The 18,338-nt window shown below is 70.5% G+C and carries 14 protein-coding genes; 11 read left to right on the top strand and 3 right to left on the bottom strand.

The features are described 5' to 3' along the window. Positions 1 to 75: 75 nt before the first annotated feature. Together WMF14_RS05005 and WMF14_RS05000 are read left to right on the top strand one after the other, a co-directional pair. A complete protein-coding gene (locus tag WMF14_RS05005) occupies positions 76 to 2,394 on the top strand; it encodes a D-alanine--D-alanine ligase family protein (RefSeq protein WP_437799055.1) in 2,319 nt (772 codons plus the stop codon). Next, complete coding sequence (locus WMF14_RS05000; protein WP_437799054.1) at positions 2,391 to 3,593, top strand: P1 family peptidase; 1,203 nt, start codon at positions 2,391 to 2,393, stop codon at positions 3,591 to 3,593. Before WMF14_RS05005 ends, WMF14_RS05000 begins: the two co-directional genes overlap by 4 nt. Positions 3,594 to 3,617: 24 nt before the next feature. On the opposite strand, the gene WMF14_RS04995 is transcribed toward WMF14_RS05000, so the two are convergent. Both WMF14_RS04995 and WMF14_RS04990 read right to left on the bottom strand, forming a co-directional pair. Continuing rightward, positions 3,618 to 3,995 carry an STAS/SEC14 domain-containing protein gene (locus WMF14_RS04995; protein WP_272100194.1) on the bottom strand — a complete coding sequence of 126 codons (378 nt, stop codon included), beginning with the start codon at positions 3,993 to 3,995 and terminating at the stop codon, positions 3,618 to 3,620. A gap of 153 nt (positions 3,996 to 4,148) precedes the next feature. Then, positions 4,149 to 5,390 carry a glycosyltransferase gene (locus tag WMF14_RS04990; protein ID WP_272100193.1) on the bottom strand — a complete coding sequence of 414 codons (1,242 nt, stop codon included), beginning with the start codon at positions 5,388 to 5,390 and terminating at the stop codon, positions 4,149 to 4,151. A gap of 178 nt (positions 5,391 to 5,568) precedes the next feature. Between WMF14_RS04990 and WMF14_RS04985 the strand changes: the two genes are divergently transcribed. The 5 genes from WMF14_RS04985 to WMF14_RS04965 all read left to right on the top strand — a co-directional run bounded on the left by WMF14_RS04985 (position 5,569) and on the right by WMF14_RS04965 (position 12,719). Continuing rightward, on the top strand, positions 5,569 to 6,657 hold the full coding sequence (locus WMF14_RS04985) for a Gfo/Idh/MocA family protein (RefSeq protein ID WP_437799053.1): 1,089 nt from the start codon (positions 5,569 to 5,571) through the stop codon (positions 6,655 to 6,657). Continuing rightward, entirely contained in the window at positions 6,654 to 7,664 is a 1,011-nt protein-coding gene (locus tag WMF14_RS04980; RefSeq protein WP_272100189.1) for an NAD-dependent epimerase/dehydratase family protein, read from the top strand. The genes WMF14_RS04985 and WMF14_RS04980 overlap by 4 nt, the downstream gene beginning before the upstream one ends. After that, positions 7,661 to 10,126 carry a hypothetical protein gene (locus WMF14_RS04975; protein WP_437799052.1) on the top strand — a complete coding sequence of 822 codons (2,466 nt, stop codon included), beginning with the start codon at positions 7,661 to 7,663 and terminating at the stop codon, positions 10,124 to 10,126. Before WMF14_RS04980 ends, WMF14_RS04975 begins: the two co-directional genes overlap by 4 nt. A gap of 134 nt (positions 10,127 to 10,260) precedes the next feature. After that, positions 10,261 to 11,226: a hypothetical protein gene (locus WMF14_RS04970; RefSeq protein WP_437799051.1), complete on the top strand. Its 966-nt coding sequence runs from the start codon at positions 10,261 to 10,263 to the stop codon at positions 11,224 to 11,226. A 116-nt stretch (positions 11,227 to 11,342) separates the two neighbouring features. After that, positions 11,343 to 12,719, top strand: coding sequence for an O-antigen ligase family protein (locus WMF14_RS04965; protein ID WP_272100184.1), 1,377 nt, complete (start codon positions 11,343 to 11,345; stop codon positions 12,717 to 12,719). Positions 12,720 to 12,824: 105 nt separating this feature from the next. Here the strand turns inward: WMF14_RS04965 and WMF14_RS04960 are convergent, their stop codons facing one another. Continuing rightward, entirely contained in the window at positions 12,825 to 13,556 is a 732-nt protein-coding gene (locus WMF14_RS04960) for a sugar transferase (protein WP_012233516.1), read from the bottom strand. A 92-nt stretch (positions 13,557 to 13,648) separates the two neighbouring features. Here WMF14_RS04960 and WMF14_RS04955 point away from each other — a divergent pair, with 92 nt between their 5' ends. The 4 genes from WMF14_RS04955 (at position 13,649) to WMF14_RS04940 (ending at position 18,266) form a co-directional block, all read left to right on the top strand. Next, positions 13,649 to 14,209, top strand: coding sequence for an ATP-binding protein (locus WMF14_RS04955; RefSeq protein WP_437799050.1), 561 nt, complete (start codon positions 13,649 to 13,651; stop codon positions 14,207 to 14,209). Further along, positions 14,206 to 14,505 carry an STAS domain-containing protein gene (locus tag WMF14_RS04950; protein ID WP_012233514.1) on the top strand — a complete coding sequence of 100 codons (300 nt, stop codon included), beginning with the start codon at positions 14,206 to 14,208 and terminating at the stop codon, positions 14,503 to 14,505. The genes WMF14_RS04955 and WMF14_RS04950 overlap by 4 nt, the downstream gene beginning before the upstream one ends. A 352-nt stretch (positions 14,506 to 14,857) precedes the next feature. Continuing rightward, positions 14,858 to 16,414: a GumC family protein gene (locus WMF14_RS04945; protein WP_437327674.1), complete on the top strand. Its 1,557-nt coding sequence runs from the start codon at positions 14,858 to 14,860 to the stop codon at positions 16,412 to 16,414. Further along, on the top strand, positions 16,407 to 18,266 hold the full coding sequence (locus WMF14_RS04940; RefSeq protein WP_437799048.1) for a hypothetical protein: 1,860 nt from the start codon (positions 16,407 to 16,409) through the stop codon (positions 18,264 to 18,266). Before WMF14_RS04945 ends, WMF14_RS04940 begins: the two co-directional genes overlap by 8 nt. Positions 18,267 to 18,338: the final 72 nt, after the last annotated feature.

Below are 18,338 nucleotides of genomic sequence, written 5' to 3'. Positions count from 1 at the left end.
TAACCTCGCACGTCCGTGCGCCTCCGGCAGAGCACCGGGGGAGCAGCGGCCCGGACGACCGGCCCAGGAGAGACCATGCGCATCGCGCTGACGCACAACCTGAAGATCACGAGCTCCGCCGAGGAAGCCGAGTTCGACAGCCCGGAGACGATCGCCGCCATCGCCGGCGCGCTCGAGCGGGCCGGGCACGAGGTGGAGCGGATCGAGGTCAGCGGGCCGGCCTCCCGGGTCCTCGCCCGGCTCGAGGCGCTCCAGCCGGATCTCATCTTCAACACGGCCGAGGGCCACAAGGGCAAGACGCGCGAGGCCTTCTATCCGTCACTGTTCGACGAGCTCGGCATCCCGTACACAGGCTCCGACGCCTACACGCTGAACGTCGCGCTCGACAAGTCGCTCACGAAGCGCGTCCTCGCGAGCTACGGCGTCGCCACCCCGCGCGCCCGCCTCGTCAACCGGACCACCCTGGAGAGCGGCGCGCTCGACGACGTGAGCTTCCCCGTCATCGTGAAGCCGAATTTCGAGGGCTCCTCCAAGGGCATCTTCCGGGAGTGGAGCGTCTGCGAGGACGCGCACCACCTCGCCGAGGTCGTCGAGCGGCAGCTCGCGCGCTTCGAGGCGGGCCTGCTCGTCGAGCACTACATCGCCGGCATCGACGTCGCGTGCGCCTTCGTCGACGGCCTCAAGGACACGAACGGCGCGCGATCGAGCGGCACCGGCATCCCCGAGGGCGTCCTCACCCCGATCGAGTTCGTGATCGATCCCGAGGTGCCGGGCAGCTACAACGTGTACGACTTCAACCTGAAGCACGCGAAGCCCGAGCAGGTCACGCGCCGGCCCGCGCAGCTGCCCCCGGCCACGATCGAGCGCATCCGGTCGCTCACGGCGCGCGTCGTGCGCGCCCTGGACCTCAAGGATCACGCCCGCTGCGAGTTCCGGGTCTCGCCGTCCCCCTCGCGCAGCCAGGGCCACGACGTCCACTTCCTCGAGGTCGACGGGCTGCCCACCCTCCAGCCGGGCGCCAGCGTCTTCGTCGCGGCGGCGCAGCGCGGCGTCGACTTCGACGGCGTCATCCGGGCCATCGTGAGGAGCGCCTGCAAGCGGCGGGGGCTCCTGCCGCTCCTGGAGAGCAACCAGCAGCGCCGGGCGAAGCGCACCGCGCTCCGCGTCGGGTTCACCTACAACATGAAGCGGAGCGACACGGCCGCGGCCGACAAGGCGGGCCCCGGCACGATGCACGACCTGGAGGCCGAGTTCGACTCGCCGCGCACGATCCAGGCGATCACGAGCGCCATCGAGAGCTACGGCCACACCGTGGTCCCGCTCGAGGCGACGCCGGACCTGCCGCGCGCGCTCGCGGCTTCCGGGGTCGACGTCGTCTTCAACATCGCCGAGGGGCTCCGCGGCCGCGGCCGCGAGGCGCAGGTGCCGGCGCTCTGCGAGCTGCTCGGCATCCCCTACAGCGGCTCGGACGCGACCACGCTCTCGCTCGCGCTCGACAAGGGCCTCACGAAGCAGATCCTGCGCGCGGCCGGCATCGAGACGGCCGAGTGGCAGGTGGTCACGACCGGGCGCGAGAAGCTGAAGCCGTTCCGCTACCCGGTGATCGTGAAGCCCAACGCCGAGGGGACCTCGAAGGGGATCACCTCCGCGTCCGTCGTCAAGGACGAGGCCGCCGCGCGCGCCGCGGCGAAGCAGCTGGTCGATCGCTACCACCAGCCGGCCCTCATCGAGGAGTACATCACGGGCCGCGAGTTCACCGTCGGCCTGCTCGGCGAGCGGCGGCCGAAGGTGCTGCCGCCGATGGAAGTCGTCTTCGTCGACCCGCCCGCCTACCCCGTCTACGGCTACGACGAGAAGCAGTCGGACACGCCGCGCGTGCGCTTCGAGTGCCCCGCGCAGCTCACGCCGTCGGAGCTCCGCCGCGTCGAGAAGGTCGTGCGCGACACGTTCGCGGCCCTCGGGTGCCGCGACGTGGCCAGGGTCGATCTGCGCATGACGAAGGACGGCAGGGTGTACGTCATCGAGATCAACCCGCTGCCCGGGCTGACGCCCGACTTCAGCGATCTCTGCGTGATCGCGAAGGTGGCGGGGATGGATTACCGGATGCTGATCGGCGAGATCCTGGCCGGCTGCCTCAAGCGCCACCGCGACGCCCGGGCCGCCGCGACGCCGCGGCCCGCGTTCACCGCGGCGGCGCCTGCGGCGGGCGCCGCCGCGCCCTCCGCGAGCGCGGCGGCCGCCTCGCCGGCCGCCGACCCGGGCCTGCTGGCCGCGCCCTGCCCTGCGCACGCCGGGCCCGCGCCGCTCCCGGCGGAGCACGCGCCGCTCCCGGCGGAGCACGCGCCCCTCTCCGACGCGGTCTCCGCCGCGAACGGCGAGGTCGCCGGCCCATGAGCGCGCCCTCGGCCGCGCTCAGGCGCCCTCGGCTGCGCGATCTCGGCGTCGCGATCGGCCGCTTTCCGACGGGTCCGGACAACGCCATCACGGACGTCGCCGGGGTGCGGGTCCACCACGTCACCAAGATCCAGGGCGAAGGCGAGCTCGTCCCCGGCCTCGGCCCCGTGCGCACGGGCGTCACCGCGGTCGTCCCGGCCGACGGTGACGTCTTCCTGGATCGGGTGTTCACCGCGAGCTATGTGCTCAACGGCGCAGGCGAGGTGACCGGCCTCTCGCAGATCAACGAGTGGGGCCTCTGTGAGACGCCGATCCTGCTCTGCAGCACGCTCTGCGTCGGCCGCGTCCTCGACGCGACCGTCGCGTGGCTCTCGCGCCGCCATCCCAAGATCGGCAAGGACTACGATGTCGTGATCCCGGTCGTCGCCGAGTGCGACGACAGCTTCCTCAACGACGCCGTGGGGCGCCACGTGACGCAGGCCGACGTCGACGAGGCGATCGACGGGGCCCGGAGCGGCCCCGTGGCAGAGGGGTGCGTCGGCGCCGGCACGGGCATGCAGACGTTCCACTTCGCGGGCGGGATCGGCACCTCGAGCCGGTCGGTCCCTGTCGGCGGGGTCGACGCCGTCGTCGGGGCGCTCGTGCTGTCGAACTTCGGCGATCGCGAGCTGCTCCGCGTCGATGGGGTCCCGGTCGGGCGGCTCATCAGCGATCGCTTCAACCACGTCCCGCGGCGGGGCCCCGCCGGCTCGATCATCGTGCTCGTCGCCACCGACGCCCCGCTCATCCATCGTCAGCTCGCGCGCCTCGCGCGGCGCGCCGCGCTCGCGATCGGCCGGACCGGCGGCTACGCGGCCAACAACTCGGGCGAGATCGTCCTCGCGTGGAGCACCGCGAACCGGGTGCCTCGCGTCCCCACGGAGCAGTGGAGCGCCCCCCGCTCCAGCCGCTCGCTCAGCGTGCACCCCCTCGCGCCGGGCCGGCACATGGCCGAGCTCGTCCTCGACACCGAGATCGACGCCCTCTACGAGGCCACAGTCGACGTCGTGGAGGAGGCGATCCTCAACGCCATGTTCGGCGGCGTCGACATGACCGGCCACAGCGGCCACCACGCGCCCGCCCTCCCGCTCGACGCCGTGGCCGAGATCCTGAAGCGATACCGCCCCCCGCACCCCTGCGACCCGCCGCCCCTCTTCTAGCGACGCGTCGCCCGCGCCTCAGCGCTATTCAGGATCGCCGTGGAGGAGCCACTCGTGGGCTGCGTCCTCGTCCCAGAAGCGCCGGAGGACCTTGTCCGTGCCGCTCTCGCGCGCCACGCGGTTCAGCTGGAGCGCGACGATGTCGCTCTCGATGATCTCGGCGACGCGCATCACCCCGAGTTCCAAGCCGAACTCCTGGACGGCGCGGATCTTCTCCGCCACATCGGGGGACATCGGCCTGAACCCGCGGACATCGGCCTTGATCTTGATCTCCCGGCCCTGGAGGCTCTCGCACGCCTTCCTCAGCTCGCTGACGAAGTTCTCCATCTCCTCGAGGCGGACACGCCCCTCAAGGACGAAATCCACCATGGCGATGATCCGGTCGACTTTGATCTCGAACACGTTGAGAGACCTCCTGCCAGTTCCCGAAGGGGCGGGATGGGGCGGCGCGATCATACCCCGGATCGCGCACGGACGCGCCTAGGGATCGCGACGCTCACGCGGCAGCGACGCTGGCCGTCGGCCGTGGGAAGCTCGGGCTGGCGTCGCCGCCCTTCACGCCGCGCGCGGCTCGCCGACGCGCGACTTGCCCTGTCCGCGCCGCACGGCGATGGCCTGCTCGTAGATGGTCTCGTACCGCGAGAGCAGCGTGGGCCACTGCCGCTCCTTGAGGATCCACGCCCGCGCGTTCTTGCCGACCTGATCGAGGCGCGCCGGGTCCTTGAGGGCCTCCACACACCGCTTCGTGAGGTCGGCGCTGTCGCCCGCCTTGAAGACGAACCCGGTCTCGCCATAACGGACGAGCTCCCCCATGGCCGCGACGTCGCTCACCATCACGGGCCGGGCCATCGACATCGCCTCGAGCGGCTTCAGCGGCGTCGTGAGCTCGGTCGTCCGGGTCCGGATGCGGGGATACACGAGCAGGCTCGCCATCGCGTAGATGTTGAACACCTCGTCGTGCGGCACCCGCCCGGTGAAGGTCACCTTGGACTCCACCCCTCGCTCGCGGGCGAACGCCTTGAGCTCCATCTCCTGGCCGCCGGCCCCGGTGATCACGACGTGCGCGTCCGGGATCTCCCGCGCGATGTCGCCGATCGCCGCGATGAGCGTCTGGAGCCCCTCGTACGGCTGGAAGGTACCGACGTAGCCGATGAGCTTCTTTCCGGCGAGCCCGAAGCGCTCCCAGGCGCCGGGAGGAGCCTCCCGCGGCGCGAACTTGTCCGAGTCGACGCCGTTGCCCACGACGTGGAGCGCGTCCGTGCTGCGCACCCGCGGCGCGACGGCGTTCTTCAGGGCCTCGCAGATCGTGACCGTCGCGTCAGCGTACTTGTAGACGATCGTCTCGAGGCCGGCCGCGATCTTGTAAGGCGCCGAGTCCTCTTTGAATTTGCCCCGGTCGACGGAGGCGTTCTCCCAGAGATCGCGCACCTCGTAGACGAGCGGCAGCCCGAAGCGGCGCGCCGCCGCGAGCGCCGGAAGCCCGACGAGCATCGGCGAGTGCGCGTGCACGAGATCGGGCTGGAACTCCCGGATCGCGTCCTCGACGCGCGCCTCCAGCGCCCGCACGAGCGAGAGCTCCCTGACCAGCGGCAGCTTCTTGCCGGTCGGCTCGCGCGTCCGCCAGTACGAGATGCCGCCGATCTCGTCCTTCAGCGCATCCCCGGACCCTTGCTGCGCCGACGTCACCACCGCCGGCCGCATCCCGTGCTCGGCCTGATGCTTGATGATGTAGTCGCTGCGGATCGTGTACCCCGCAATGACAGGCAGCGACGTATGAAGAACATGGAGCACGCGCACGAATCACCACCCTTCTTTATGCTGCGCCGCGCAGCCTACCCGAGGCCGCCGCGACCGTCATCAAGCTCCTCCACGCGCGTGAATGCGCGTGGAGGAGCATGGACGCGTCCACGCTGTTCGGCGGGCCGGCGGAGAGCCTAGCTCTCGGCTGCCACGTTGCGGTACGCTCCGCCGCCGCATGACCCTCAAAATCGCGATCGTCGGCTGCGGCAAGATCGCCGACGGCCACATAGAAGAGATCCAGAAGATGCCGGAGCGGGCTCGGGTCGTCGCCGTATGCGACCTGGAGCTCCTGATGGCCGAACAGATCGCGGTGCGCTACGGCATCGCGAGCCACTACGACTCGTTCGACCGCCTGCTGGACGTCGAGAAGCCCGACGTCGTCCACATCACCACCCCTCCGCAGTCGCACCTGTTCCTCGCCCGGCGAGCCATCGAGGCGGGCGCCCACGTCTACGTGGAGAAGCCGACTGCGCTGAACCTCGCGGACGTGCGGCGCCTCATCGAGCTCTGCACCGCCGCCGGGAAGAAGATGACCGTCGGCTGGGAGTACCAGTTCGATCCCCCGGCCGTCGAGATGCGCAGGCTCGTCGGCGACGGCGTGCTCGGCGATCCCGTCCACGTGGAGAGCTGCTTCGGCTACAACCTCGCCGGCCCCTTCGGCGCGGCGCTGCTCGGTGACGGCTCGCACTGGGTCCATCGCCTCCCGGGCAAGCTGTTCCACAACAACGTCGATCACCTGCTGAACAAGATCGTCGAGTTCGTGGACGACGAGCAGCCGAAGGTCACCGCGACCGCCTACGCGCTCAGGGAGAAGCGGTTCGGCGACTCGCGCGACGACATGCTCGACGAGCTGCGCGTCACGGTGCAGGGCGCGCGCGTCAGCGCCTACGGGACCTTCTCGTCGCACGCGCGGCCGCCCGGGCACTTCCTCCGCGTCTACGGCACGAAGAACACGCTCCACGTCGACTTCACGAGCCGCACGGTCACCCTCGACGCGTCGCCGAAGCTCCCGAGCGCCATCGGGCGCGTCGTCCCGGCCTTCGATCAGGCCCTCTCGTACCTCCGCGAGGGGGGCAAGAACGTGGTGCGGTTCGCCCGCAGCGACTTCCACTTCTTCTCGGGGCTGAACCGCCTGATCGGCCTCTTCTACGACAGCATCACGCGGGGCGCGGAGTTGCCCATCTCGTACCGGGACATGATCCGGGTCGCGTGGATGATGGATGAGATCTTCCGGCAGGTCCCGCAGGAGAAGGCGCGCACATGAAAGTCCTTGTCACCGGCTCGAACGGCTTCCTTGGGTCGGCCCTCGTCGACCGGCTGCTCGCCCATGGCGAGACCGACCTCCGCTGCCTCGTCCGCCCCGCGAGCAACCGCTCGCGGCTCGAAGAGATCGAGAAGCGGCGGGGCGTCCCCCTCGACATCGCGGTGGGCTCCCTCGCCACGAAGGAGGCCGCCGAGCGCGCTGTCGAGGGCGTGGACGTCGTCTACCACGTGGCCGCGGCCATGGGCGGCGCGCCCGCGGACATGTTTTTGAGCACCGTCGTCGCCTCGAAGAACCTGCTCGAGGCGCTCGTCCACACCGGCCGATCGCCGCGTGTCGTCCTGGTCAGCTCCTTCGGCGTCTACGGCGTCGCCGATCTCCCGCGGGGGTACATCGTCGACGAGAACACGCCCCTGGAGGCGCGGCCCGCGCAGCGCGATCTCTACTCGCAGGCGAAGCTCCGGCAGGAGAAGCTCTTCTGGGAGTACCAGGCGCGCTACGGCTTCCCGCTGACGGTGCTCCGCCCCGGCGTCATCTACGGCCCCGGCGGCAACGCCTTCTCCAGCCGCGTCGGGATGAGCCTCTTCGGCGTGTTCCTGCACCTCGGCGGCCGCAACATCCTCCCGCTCTCGTACGTCGACAACTGCGCCGAGGCGATCGCCGTCGCCGGCCGGAGCGACGTCGCGCGGGGGCAGGTCTACAACGTCCACGACGACGACCTGCCCACGGCCGACGTCTACCTCGCCCGCTACAAGCGCGAGGTGAAGCCGATCCGCTCGCTCACGGTGCCCTACTTCGCCCTCACCGGGATATCGAAGCTCGTCGAGCGCTACCACGCCTACTCGAAGGGGCAGCTGCCGGCCATCTTCACGCCCTACAAGAGCGCGACCTCGTGGAAGGGGAACCGGTTCGACAACACGAAGCTGAAGGCGCTCGGGTGGAAGCAGCTGGTCTCCACGGAGGAGGGCCTCCAGCGGACGTTCACGTACCTCAAGGAACGCGCGACATGACGGGCTGGCGGCCGCTCGCGTCGCTCGGGCTGGCGCTCGGCCTCGCGGGTCTCCTCGCCGGCTGCGAGCGGCGGCAGACCCCGGGGCCGCCGGCGGTCCACAGCGGCGAGGGCACCCAGTCCGCGACCGCGGCCCTCGCGGCCGCGGCGCCGCGCTTCGAGGGGCCGCCCGCGCCGCCGGCCACGCCGACCAAGGGGCACCCGCGGCTCTGGGTGCGCGCGGCCGATCTGCCGAAGCTCCGGGCGCGCGCCACGCAGGCGAACCCCCTGTTCAAGGAGCTCGCCGCCGTGACGGCCGAGGCCGCGGCGGCGATGGACAAGGGCAACATCCCCTCCGAGGGCGACTGCACCCACGCCCGCATCTACTGCGAGGCGCACGCGGAGCTGTTCGCCTTCATGTCGCTCGTCTCGGGCGACGAGGCGGCCCGCAACGACTACGCCGCCCGCGCGCGCAAGATCCTTCTCACCATCGTCGATCGCGTGAACAAGGGGGATCCGCAGGATCCCTTCGTCCGCAGGTTCTCGACCGGCGACCGCGCCCGCTGGGCCGGAGAGTCGTTCGGCCTCACGGTCGACTGGATCTACGGGTACCTCTCGGCCCAGGACAAGGCGGCGATACGGCCCGTCTTCCTCCGCTGGGCGGAGGAGCAGCTGCAGTCGTCGACAACGAGCCACGATCACCCCGAGCCCGTGGGCAAGCTGAACGACCCGGCGATGCTGAAGGAGCCGAGGAAGCGCAGGTACGCCGTGAACAACTACTTCACGTCGCACATGCGCAACCTGACGCTCCTGTCGCTCGCGTTCGACGAGGCCGACGATCCGCCGGATCCGAAGCCGAGCGGCACCTACCCGCGGCTCAGGGACTACTTCGCCAACGTCACCGGGGCGTGGCTCTACATGACCGACAGCGTCCTGCGGAACGACGCGCGCGGCGGCGCGCCGCCGGAGGGCTTCCAGTACGGCCCCGCGACGCTGGCCTACGTGAGCGAGACGCTGCTCGCCATCCAGACGGCCGGCGAGGCCGATCCGGCGAAGTGGGGCCCGCAGGTGCACCTCGACGGCAACCCGTTCTGGCACGAGTTCATCCCGGCCCACCTCCACAGCCTGAGCCCCGCCACGCCGGCGGGCCGGCTCGGGCCGACCCACGAGGCCGCGTGGACGGGCGACGGGGAGCGCTACGAGTACACGGATCACATCGACCCGTTCGCGGCGCTCGGCCTCCACGCCGAGAACAGCGGCAACGCCGAGCGCCTGAACGCGCTCCGCTGGATGGCCATCCACGCCGGCCCTGGCGGCGCCGCGGCCCTCGCGCGGCGCGCCCGCTCGCAGCTCGGCCAGACCCACAAGCGCCACTCGATCCTGTACTTCCTCCTGCTCGACCCGGCGGTCACCCCGACCGACCCGCGCCCCTCCATCCCGCTCACGCACTACGGCCCCGGCCTCGGCCAGGTCTTCGCGAGGACGAGCTGGGGGCCCGAGGCCACGTGGCTCCAATTCCAGCTCGGCTGGGAGCAGATCGACCACCAGCACGGCGACGGCCTCAGCTTCGGCTTCTACCGTGGCGGCGAGTGGCTCACGAAGGAGCGCGTCGGGTACGGCGCCTTCATGGCGAGCTCCGAGCAGCACAACACCCTCGCGGTCGAGAACGACAAGAACCGCCGCTACGACGACCCGAACCGCGGCGAGCTCTGGCGGCGCGGGTCCCAGTGGCCGCTCGTGCACACGGGGGATCCCAGGGTCCTCGCGAAGAGCTTCGCGCAGGACTACGTCTACGTCCTCGGCGACGCGACCCCGCTCTACAACTCCGAGTACGAGAACATCCGCGACGTCACGCACGTCAGCCGCGCGCTCGTGTGGCTCAAGCCGGACCACCTCGTCCTCTACGACCGCGCCGCGACGGGCAAGGACGGGCGCTTCAAGCGCTTCTTCGTGCAAACGCCGAGCGCGGCGCAGGTCGCGGGGAAGCTCGCGACGGCCACGACCGCGAAGGGGCAAAAGCTCTTCGTGACCACGGTCCTGCCGGAGAGCGCCGTCGTCGTGGCCGAGCCGTACAAGCCGACGGGCACCTGGGACACCAAGCCTGCCGAGAACGAGCCGATGCTCGCGACCCTGCGGGTCGAGCCGCCGGCCCCGATGCCGAAGGACGCGCGCTTCCTGCACGTGCTCCAGGGAGCGGCCGGCAACGCGACGGCGGATCCGGTGGCGCTCGTGCGCACGAAGCGCGGGACGCCGTTCGTGGGCGCGGCGGTGAAGGGCACGCTGGTCCTGTTCCCTGTCGAGCTGGGCGCAGTGTCCGAGGTGCAGTTCACCACGCTCCCCGGCGTGGCGAAGCACGTCGTCACGGGCCTCTCCCCCGGCGCATCCTACGACGTGATCAGGAAGCCCGCGGCCGACGGAGACGAGATCACGATCCGCGCCGGCTCGGCCGCCAAAGCCGACGAGGGCGGTGTCCTCGCCTTCTGAGCGCCGTGTCGCGAGCGGCAAGCGGCAAGCGGCAAACGGCAAACGTGACGATGGCGCCATCCGCGCCCGCTTGTCCTCGGCGTGGCGCGCTGCAATAATCCATCCTCCTTGCCCACGTCCTGTACGGAGATGCCATGAGCAAGAAGCGACTCGTCTCTGCCGGCACATTCCTCGTCGCGCTGGGCGCCCTGTTCATCCCCATCGAGGGCACGGCGCCGGCCGCGACCGGCCCCATCGCGAAGGCAGGCTCGCTCGATCTGTCGGGCTTCGCGAGCACCCGGCCCGATACCCCGCTGGATCTCCTGTTCATCCATCACTCGTGCGGCGGCCAGCTCCTCACGGAGCCGGGCGCCGAGAAGGAGAAGGCGTCGTGCGTCTACGAGGCGCACCCGAACGGAGGTGGGCTCAAGAAGAAGCTCACGGATCAGGGTTACCGCGTCCACGAGGCCTCCTACGGCAGCGAGATCGGCGAGAACACCGACCTCTTCGACTGGGCGCCCAAGTTCCGCGACAAGATGGACAAGGTGCTCCGGGTCGCGCTGAACGACCAGATGCACCCGGACGGCGTGGTGAACCGGATCGTCGTCTTCAAGTCCTGTTATCCCAACAACCGCTTCGTCGGCGAGGGCTCCGCCCCCGGCAACCCGGCCGGCCCGGAGCTCACCGTCTGGAACGCGAAGGCCACGCTGACGTCGATCCTGCCCGACCTCGCGAAGCGGAAGGACACGCTGTTCGTCTACATCACCGCCCCCGCCAACATCCTCAAACGCTCGAAGGAGCCCGCCTGGAAGTGGACCGCCAAGCGGCTCCTCGGGAAGCCCTCCGACGCCGAGATCGCGCAGCGCCAGGCGGATCTCGCCCGTTCGTTCAACAACTGGGTCAAGTCGCCCGACGGCTGGCTCAGCGGCTATCCGGAGAGGAACGTCGTCGTCTTCGACTACTACGACGTGCTCACGAACAAGGGCGAGTCCAACTTCTCCCTCCACGGCTCGGAGGGCAACACCGACAACCACCCCTCGAGCGCGGGCAATGCGAGGGCGGCGGACGAGTTCGTCCCGTTCCTGAACCAGGCCGTGCGCCGCGTGGGCCTCAGCACCTAGCGTCGAGGGCCCTGCAACCGCGCCGGAGGGAGCGAGCGCAAGTCGCTTGACGCGAGCCGCGATCCTCCGGAACGTCCCCCACCACCCGAACGGCGTCTTCGCCGAGGACCCTCGACATGCTCGCGCTCCCCGGGGTCATCCTTCTCATCATCTTCATCTACGGCAGGCCCCAGGAATGGGACGAGCGCTTCGAGAACCTGCCGTTCCTGTACCTCTGGCTCGGCCTCGCCTTCATGGGCATGGGCCTCGACCTCGCCATGGGCAAGGTCAGGCTGAAGGCGACCCCGCAGCTCCGGTGGGCCATCGTCGTCTACTTCTGGTGCGTGTTCACGCTCGGCTTCCGGAACCCCGCCGAGTTCTCGGAGGGCTTCGTCTCGATCAGCGTGACGTTCGTGCTCTTCTTCCTGATCGGGCACAGCACCGACGGCTTCAAGGGCTTCCAGAAGCTCGCCACCACGGTGCTCATCATGGGCCTCTTCGTGGCGGGCGTCGCCGTGCACCAGGGGTTCTCCTCGTTCCAGTGCCTGGCGATGACGCAGACCATCGGCGGCTCGCGCGGCGAGGCCGGCATCCCCGACGGCCGCTCGTGCGAGCTGCGCGTGGACTGCCGCGAGGGGCCGGGCGCCGATCCCGAGGTCGAGTACCTGTGCGAGCGCGTCGGCCTCTTCAAGACGTCGACGATCAACGGCCGCGTGCGCTGGCGCGGCGTGCTCCAGGATCCGAACGAGCTCGCGCTCACGTCGGGCATCGTGCTGCCGTTCAGCTTCGCGATGTTCGAGCAGAAGCGCTCCTTCATGCGCGCGCTCCTGGTCTTCGGCTCGCTCCTCTTGATCGCGACCGCGATCATCCTCACGCAGTCCCGGGGCGGCCAGCTCGTCTTCGCGACGGTGCTGGGCGTCTACTTCGTCAAGAAGTACGGCATCCGCGGCGCGATCTTCGGCGCGATCTGCGCGGCGCCGCTCATGATGCTCGGCGGCCGCGGCGGCGACGAGGCCGACGAGTCGGCGGGCGAGCGCACGGAGATCCTGGGCGAGGGGCTGAACATCTACCGGATGTTCCCGCTGATGGGCGCGGGCTTCCGCCAGTTCACGGAGCACCACTGGCTCACCGCGCACAACGCGTACCTCCTCGCGCTCTCGGAGCTCGGCCCGCTCGGGATGTTCGCGTGGTCGGCGATGATCTACCTCACCCTCAAGATCTCGCTGGTCGCGCTCAAGCGGTACGAGCACGGCGCACAGTTCGCGACGATCCGCGCCTGGGCCATGGCGATCATGGCCGGGTTCTGCGGGATGATGGTCGGGATCTTCTTCCTCTCGTTCACCTACCACTACGTGCTCTGGATCTACTTCGGCCTGGCGGGGTCGCTGTATTGCGCCATCAGGAGCGTCGATCCGAGCTTCTCGATCCAGTTCGAGAAACGCGACCTCTACCGGCTCATCCTGGCCGACCTCGGCCTGGTGTTCGTGATCTTCTTGCTGAGCAAGAGGGCCTAGCGCAGCCGCGCGGAGCTGCCCCGGTTCTGCAGAGAGAGCGCCATGACGCGCGGAGCGATCGCGGCCGCGACGCCCGCGTCGGCGTTCCGGAGGCGCGGCGCCCGCTCAGCGCCCCAGGCCGAGGACCATCACGAGCGGCGTCTTCACGATGATCGAGAGCTCCATCTGCAGGAACGTCGAGAGCTTCTCGAGCGACGCGGCGTACGCGAGGTCGAAGAGCAGCTTCATCCGCATGTCGTCGGCCTCGGCGCCCTCCGCCTCCTCGAGGCCGAACGGGTTCGTCAGCGTCGCCTCGAACGCGGCGACCTCGCTCTCCGCCGGGGCGCGCCCGGTATACCCGAGCGACACCTGCGCGAGCCCCGTGATGCCCGGCTTGATGTCGCGCATCCGCTCCTCGAAGAACGGAATGGCGAGCGCGAGGTTGACGAGCAGCTCGGGGCGCTCGGGGCGCGGCCCCACGATGCTCATGTCCCCCATGAGCACGCTCCAGAACTGCGGGATCTCGTCGAGGCGCGTCTTGCGCAGGAAGCGGCCGACCCGGGTGATGCGCGGGTCGTCCTGCTGGGCGAGCACGGCCCCCGTCAACTTCTCGGCATCCACGCGCATGGAACGGAACTTGCGCATGTGGAATTCGACGAATCGCGGGTAGGCCACGCCGTCCCGCACTTCCGTGCCGATGAGCATCCCGGCACGGCGCTGCATGTAGAAGATCGGCCCGGGCGACTCGAGGTAGATAGCCGCGCCGATGAGAGGGTAGAGCGGGAGGGTCAGCGTGAGACCCACGAGCGAGCCCGCGATGTCGATCGCACGTTTCGCTACACGAACGCCAGGTGTCACTGTTTACCTTGTGGCTCCCATAGTCGAGAACGTGGTAGGGTACAAGCTCGGATGGAGGTTTGGGCGTGATCCGACTCCGCGTACCAGGTTCGTTGACCTATCGCCACCTCGCCCTCCGCGTGGTGGCGGCCGCATGCAAGATGGCCGCGCCTGGGAGGGTCGAGGGCGGGTCGCCCGGCCTCACCCAGGAGGATTTCGAGGACCAGACCGTCTCGGCGTTCGGCGAGGCGTTCAACAACATCGCGATTCACGGATACCGCGCTGGCCCGCCGGGCGACGTCGACATCGAGATCGAGTCCGACGCGGACGGCATTATCATTCGCTTGATGGACACGGGCTGCAGCTTCGATCCCGCGGCCATCGACAACCCTCCCATCGACGACCTCCCCGAGTCCGGGATGGGGCTCTTCATCATCAAGTCATTCATGGATGAGGTCGACTACTGTCCCGGCAGCCCGAATGTCCTTCGTCTGGTGAAGCGGAGGGAGGGCAGCTCGTGTATTGCCGGCGACGAGGGTGAAGGCAGCAGCGAACAAGAGCATTCCGACGCCGATTTCGCCGGGGCGACAGGGCATCGGACAAGCAGTTTTCGAATGCGGAGCGTCTCCCGTTCGGGCGCGACCCGCGCCGCAGGGGGAATCAAAATCCAATGAGCTATACGCGGACCGATAACGGCAGTGAGACGGTCGTGCAGTTCGAGGGGACCCTCGACGCAGTGACCGCACCGGAGTTCAGGACATTGGTGGACGAGCTGGTGGCCGAGAACCGGCAGAACATCACGCTCGAGCTCTCGTCCCTCCGGCTGATCGACAGCTCGGGCGTCGGCGTCATCGTCTCGCTGTTCAAGCGGGTACGGGCCAACGGCGGCCAGGTGCGCATCGTCGGGCTGAGGGATCAGCCGCGCGCGATCTTCCGCCTGCTGCGCCTCGATCGGGTGTTCCCCACGTGACGCTCGGTGGCGGCGCGCGCGCCGCCACCCCGGCCCCCCGGCCCACCCGTCGACGACGGCCGCGGTGGCAGCGCCGCGCGGCAGGTGTCGCGCGGACGTTGCTGAGCGGCTGGAGTCGCCCGGACGGCGCCCACCCGTCGCCGCGGCGCTGGTTGCGCGCGCTGCGCGTGCTGCGCGTACCGGAGGCGTGTTAGGCGTGGGGTTGCGCGCGGCGGGCACGCGGCGGGCACAGCCGAGTGCAACAAGCTGGCGCTCGGGCGTCGCACGTCTACCATAGCCAACCAGCCTGCCAGACCGGGGTGCGCGTCCTCCGGGCCGGGCGGAGCAAGGCAACCTTCGAGGAGCGGGGACCATGGACAAGAAGATGAACCAGCAGCCCTCCGGGCCTACCCCGCCCCAGGAGGCGCTCGGGGCGATTCCCGCCGACGCATCGGCGCGGCCTGCAGGTCCGCAGCCGCCCAGCGTCAGCGCGATGATCAACCGGACGCTGGCGCACTGGTACGTGGCGGTGCTGGTGGCGATCGCGGGGCTCGGGTTCACGGTGCTCGTCGTGCAGTCGAGGAAGCCCGCGTACCGCTCCGAGACCGTGATCTTCTACCGCGAGGGCGTCAAGGCGACGTACCTCGGGCCGGACGGGCCCGACCCGCTCCGCACCCTCTCCGCGCGCCTCAAGGAGACGCTGCTCGCGCGCTCCAACCTCGAGAAGGTCGTGACCGAGTTCAACCTCTTCCCCGACGTCCTCGAGAAGCGGGGCATGGTCGACGCTGTCGATCGGCTCCGCGCCAAGATCACCTTCAAGGCCCGCTCGCAGGACACCTTCGCGATCTCGGCCGAAGGGGAGACGCGCGAGCAGGCGCAGGAGGTGACGCAGCGGCTCGCGGACATCCTCGTCGAGGAGACGACGCGCATGCGCAGGTCGCAGGCGAAGCTGACGAACGAGTTCCTCGACGCCGAGCTGAAGCGCGCCGAGCAGGACGTCGAGAAGGCCGAGACCGAGCTCGCGGCCTTCCTGGCAGAGCACCCCGAGTTCGCCACCGAGCAGTCCACCCCCGGCGGCTCGCAGGGCGGCGCCGCCATCCGCGAGCGGGAGCGGCGCGCCACCGGGACCGACCCGACCCTCGAGGCGCTCGAGCGGCAGGTGCCCCGCCTGCGCAGCCGGCTCACCGGCAAGCCGGAGCAACCGGCGGTGAGCGCCGCCGGGGTGCCCTCCCCCGCGCTCACCCGGCAGCGGGATCAGGCCGAGCAGGAGCTCGCCACCGCGCGGCGGGATCTGGCCGACAAGCAGTCCCGCTTCACCGAGCAGCACCCCGACGTCCGGGCGGCGGCGGCCCGCGTGACCAACGCCGAGGCGGCGCTGCGGCGCGCCGAGCAGGCGCTCGTCCTGCCGCCGGAGCCGGTGGTGGAGGTCCCCGCGACCGACGAGGCCGAGAAGGCGAAGATCAAGTCCCAGCTCGCGGCTCTCGAGCGGGAGATCGCGGTGCGCAGGGGCGCGAAGAAGGGCAACGCGGCCGACGCGAGCGAGGCGGCGAAGCAGATCATCAACACCGAGACCGACTGGTCGCGGCTCACCCGCGAGAAGGCGCGCGCGCAGCAGCGCCTCTCCGACCTCGAGGGCAAGTCGTTCCGCGCCGAGATCGCAGCGAGCTCGGAGCAGGGCGGCTACTCGGCGCAGATCGAGGTGCTCGACCCGGCGTACCGGCCGAGCGCGCCGTCGAGCCCGTCGCGGTTGATCATCGCCATCGGCGGGCTGTTCTTGTCCGTTGCGGCCGGCATCGCGGCCGCCGCGGCGCGTGGCATCGTGTTCGACGATCGGGTTTACGACATGGAAGATATCGATCGAATGGCGCTCGCTCCGGTGCTCGTCGTCGTACCGCCCGCCGCGCGCGCGCCCCGAGGGCGCCGTGGCTGAGGCAGGCGGAGCTGAGCCGGGAAAGCCGCCGCCGGTCGCTTCCCTCGAGCGGGCGCTCGATCAGGTCTGCGACTTCCTGAGTCGCGCGGAGCAGACCGCGCGGGTCCGCGCCCTCGTCATCGAGGCGCGCCGGCTCCGCAACGTGGTCGGCAACTGGCGCTCGATCGCGCCGGATCCGGACGTGCGCGAGGAGATGATCGCCCGCGTCCTGCGCCTCGCGAACGACGCGGAGGACGTGGTCGCGGCGGAGCGCCCGAGCTCCAGCCAGGACGACCCGAGCGCCGCGTTCGACTCGCCGACCATCCGGCAAGATCTCCCCCCTTCGCCGCAGCACCCGCAGGCGATGGGGCTGCGCCTCGGCGCCGCGCAGGCGCCGGGCGCTCACCCCGGCGCGCCGCAGCCGCTCAGGGGGCCGTCGCCGGCGACGGCGCTCTTCCTCGGGGGTCCTGCGGCGGACCACGGCGAGCACCGCGCGCATCCGGGTACCGCGACGGTGCTCGGCATGCCCGCGCCGGCGCTGCCGCCCGGCCCCGACCGGCAAGGCTCATCCCCGGCGATCGCGCGCGTCGTCGATCTGAGCGCGACGCTGAGCAGCCCCGGGCTCGTGTCGAGCGGCGGGAGGCCGGGCAGCTCGCCGGCGCTGCCGGTGCCGATCGACCGGGTCATCGCCCCGCCGGCGCGCGACGTGGGGGTCCGGGACGCGGCGGCGCCCCCCGGGGGAGCGCCGCCGCTCGAGCGATCGTTCAGCGGCGCGTTCACCTCGCCTCCTTCGCTCGTCTTCGATCGCGTGGTGCCGCCCGCGACGCGCGAGGTGACCGTGCGCGAGGTGCCGCAACCACATCAGCAGCAGCCGCCGCAGCAGCCGCCGCCCGAGAGGCCGATCGAGCGCTCGCTCACCAGCACGTTCAGCTCGCCGCCCTCCCTGATCTTCAACCGCGTGGTGTCGACCCCGGCGCACCAGGCCGTGGACGCGAAGCTGCAGTCGCTGGATCCGACGTTCGAGGAGCCGCCGTCGCTGCACATCGAGCAGCTGCGCTCCCTGCCCACGACACCGGAGAACGCCGGGCTGCTCCCGGAGGAGTCGCTGCGCGGCCCGGGCGAGATCACCGTGCGCCCCGTGCCGATGCCGGACGCCGTGGATCCGAACATCGTGATGCTCCGCGCGCCCTACTCGCCCCAGGCCGACGCGTACCGGACGCTCCGGCGCAAGCTGCCGACGGGCTCGGGGATCACCATCGCCGTGACGAGCGCGGGGCCCGGCGAGGGCAAGACGTCCTGCGCCATCAACCTCGCGCTCGCGCTCCGCGAGACCGTCCGCGGGAAGATCCTCCTCGTCGAGGCGAACATCCGCAAGCCCGGCATCGCGAAGGCGCTGCGGTTCGAGCCCCCGAGCTGCTTCACGGAGCAGCTCCAGCGCCATGTCAACGACCGGTTCGCGCCCTGGGTCGTCGTCGATCAGGCGGCGCCCGCCGTGGCGCCCGGCGACGAGGGCGGCGAGGCATCGTCGGACAGGAACGCCGCGCCGATCGGCGGCAGGTCGCCCGACGCGAGGCTCGCCCTCCAGACGCCCGTCCACATCCTGGCCGTCGATCCCCGCACGGAGCGGCCGCCGATCTTCGACGGGGTGGCGTTCTCGACCGCGATCGAGAGCCTCAAGCGCGCGGGCTACTCCTACATCATCATCGACACGCCGCCGGTGCTCGGCAGCATGGACCTGAACGTCATCGGCGACTCGGTGGACGGCGTGGTCCTGACCTCGCTTGTCAAGAAGTCGACCCGCAAGGCGATCCGCCAGGCCATCGAGCAGCTCCGACCGGCGCCCATCCTCGGTGTCGTCCTGCTCGACGCCTGAACGGCCGGCGCGCGGCGCCCGCCTCCTCGCACCGAAAGGTCGGGGAGGCGTAGCCGAGCGCCGGCTCCATTG

Source organism: Sorangium sp. So ce693 (assembly GCF_051521375.1).
Classification (GTDB): domain Bacteria; phylum Myxococcota_A; class Polyangia; order Polyangiales; family Polyangiaceae; genus Sorangium; species Sorangium atrum.
This window is presented reverse-complemented; position numbering and strand designations above follow the sequence as displayed.

Bases quoted from the DNA above. Each gene is read 5' to 3' on its own strand.
- WMF14_RS05005 (WP_437799055.1), top strand. From the start codon at position 76: ATGCGCATCGCGCTGACGCACAACCTGAAGATCACGAGCTCCGCCGAG.
- WMF14_RS05000 (WP_437799054.1), top strand. From the start codon at position 2,391: ATGAGCGCGCCCTCGGCCGCGCTCAGGCGCCCTCGGCTGCGCGATCTC.
- WMF14_RS04985 (WP_437799053.1), top strand. From the start codon at position 5,569: ATGACCCTCAAAATCGCGATCGTCGGCTGCGGCAAGATCGCCGACGGC.
- WMF14_RS04980 (WP_272100189.1), top strand. From the start codon at position 6,654: ATGAAAGTCCTTGTCACCGGCTCGAACGGCTTCCTTGGGTCGGCCCTC.
- WMF14_RS04975 (WP_437799052.1), top strand. From the start codon at position 7,661: ATGACGGGCTGGCGGCCGCTCGCGTCGCTCGGGCTGGCGCTCGGCCTC.
- WMF14_RS04970 (WP_437799051.1), top strand. From the start codon at position 10,261: ATGAGCAAGAAGCGACTCGTCTCTGCCGGCACATTCCTCGTCGCGCTG.
- WMF14_RS04965 (WP_272100184.1), top strand. From the start codon at position 11,343: ATGCTCGCGCTCCCCGGGGTCATCCTTCTCATCATCTTCATCTACGGC.
- WMF14_RS04950 (WP_012233514.1), top strand. From the start codon at position 14,206: ATGAGCTATACGCGGACCGATAACGGCAGTGAGACGGTCGTGCAGTTC.
- WMF14_RS04945 (WP_437327674.1), top strand. From the start codon at position 14,858: ATGGACAAGAAGATGAACCAGCAGCCCTCCGGGCCTACCCCGCCCCAG.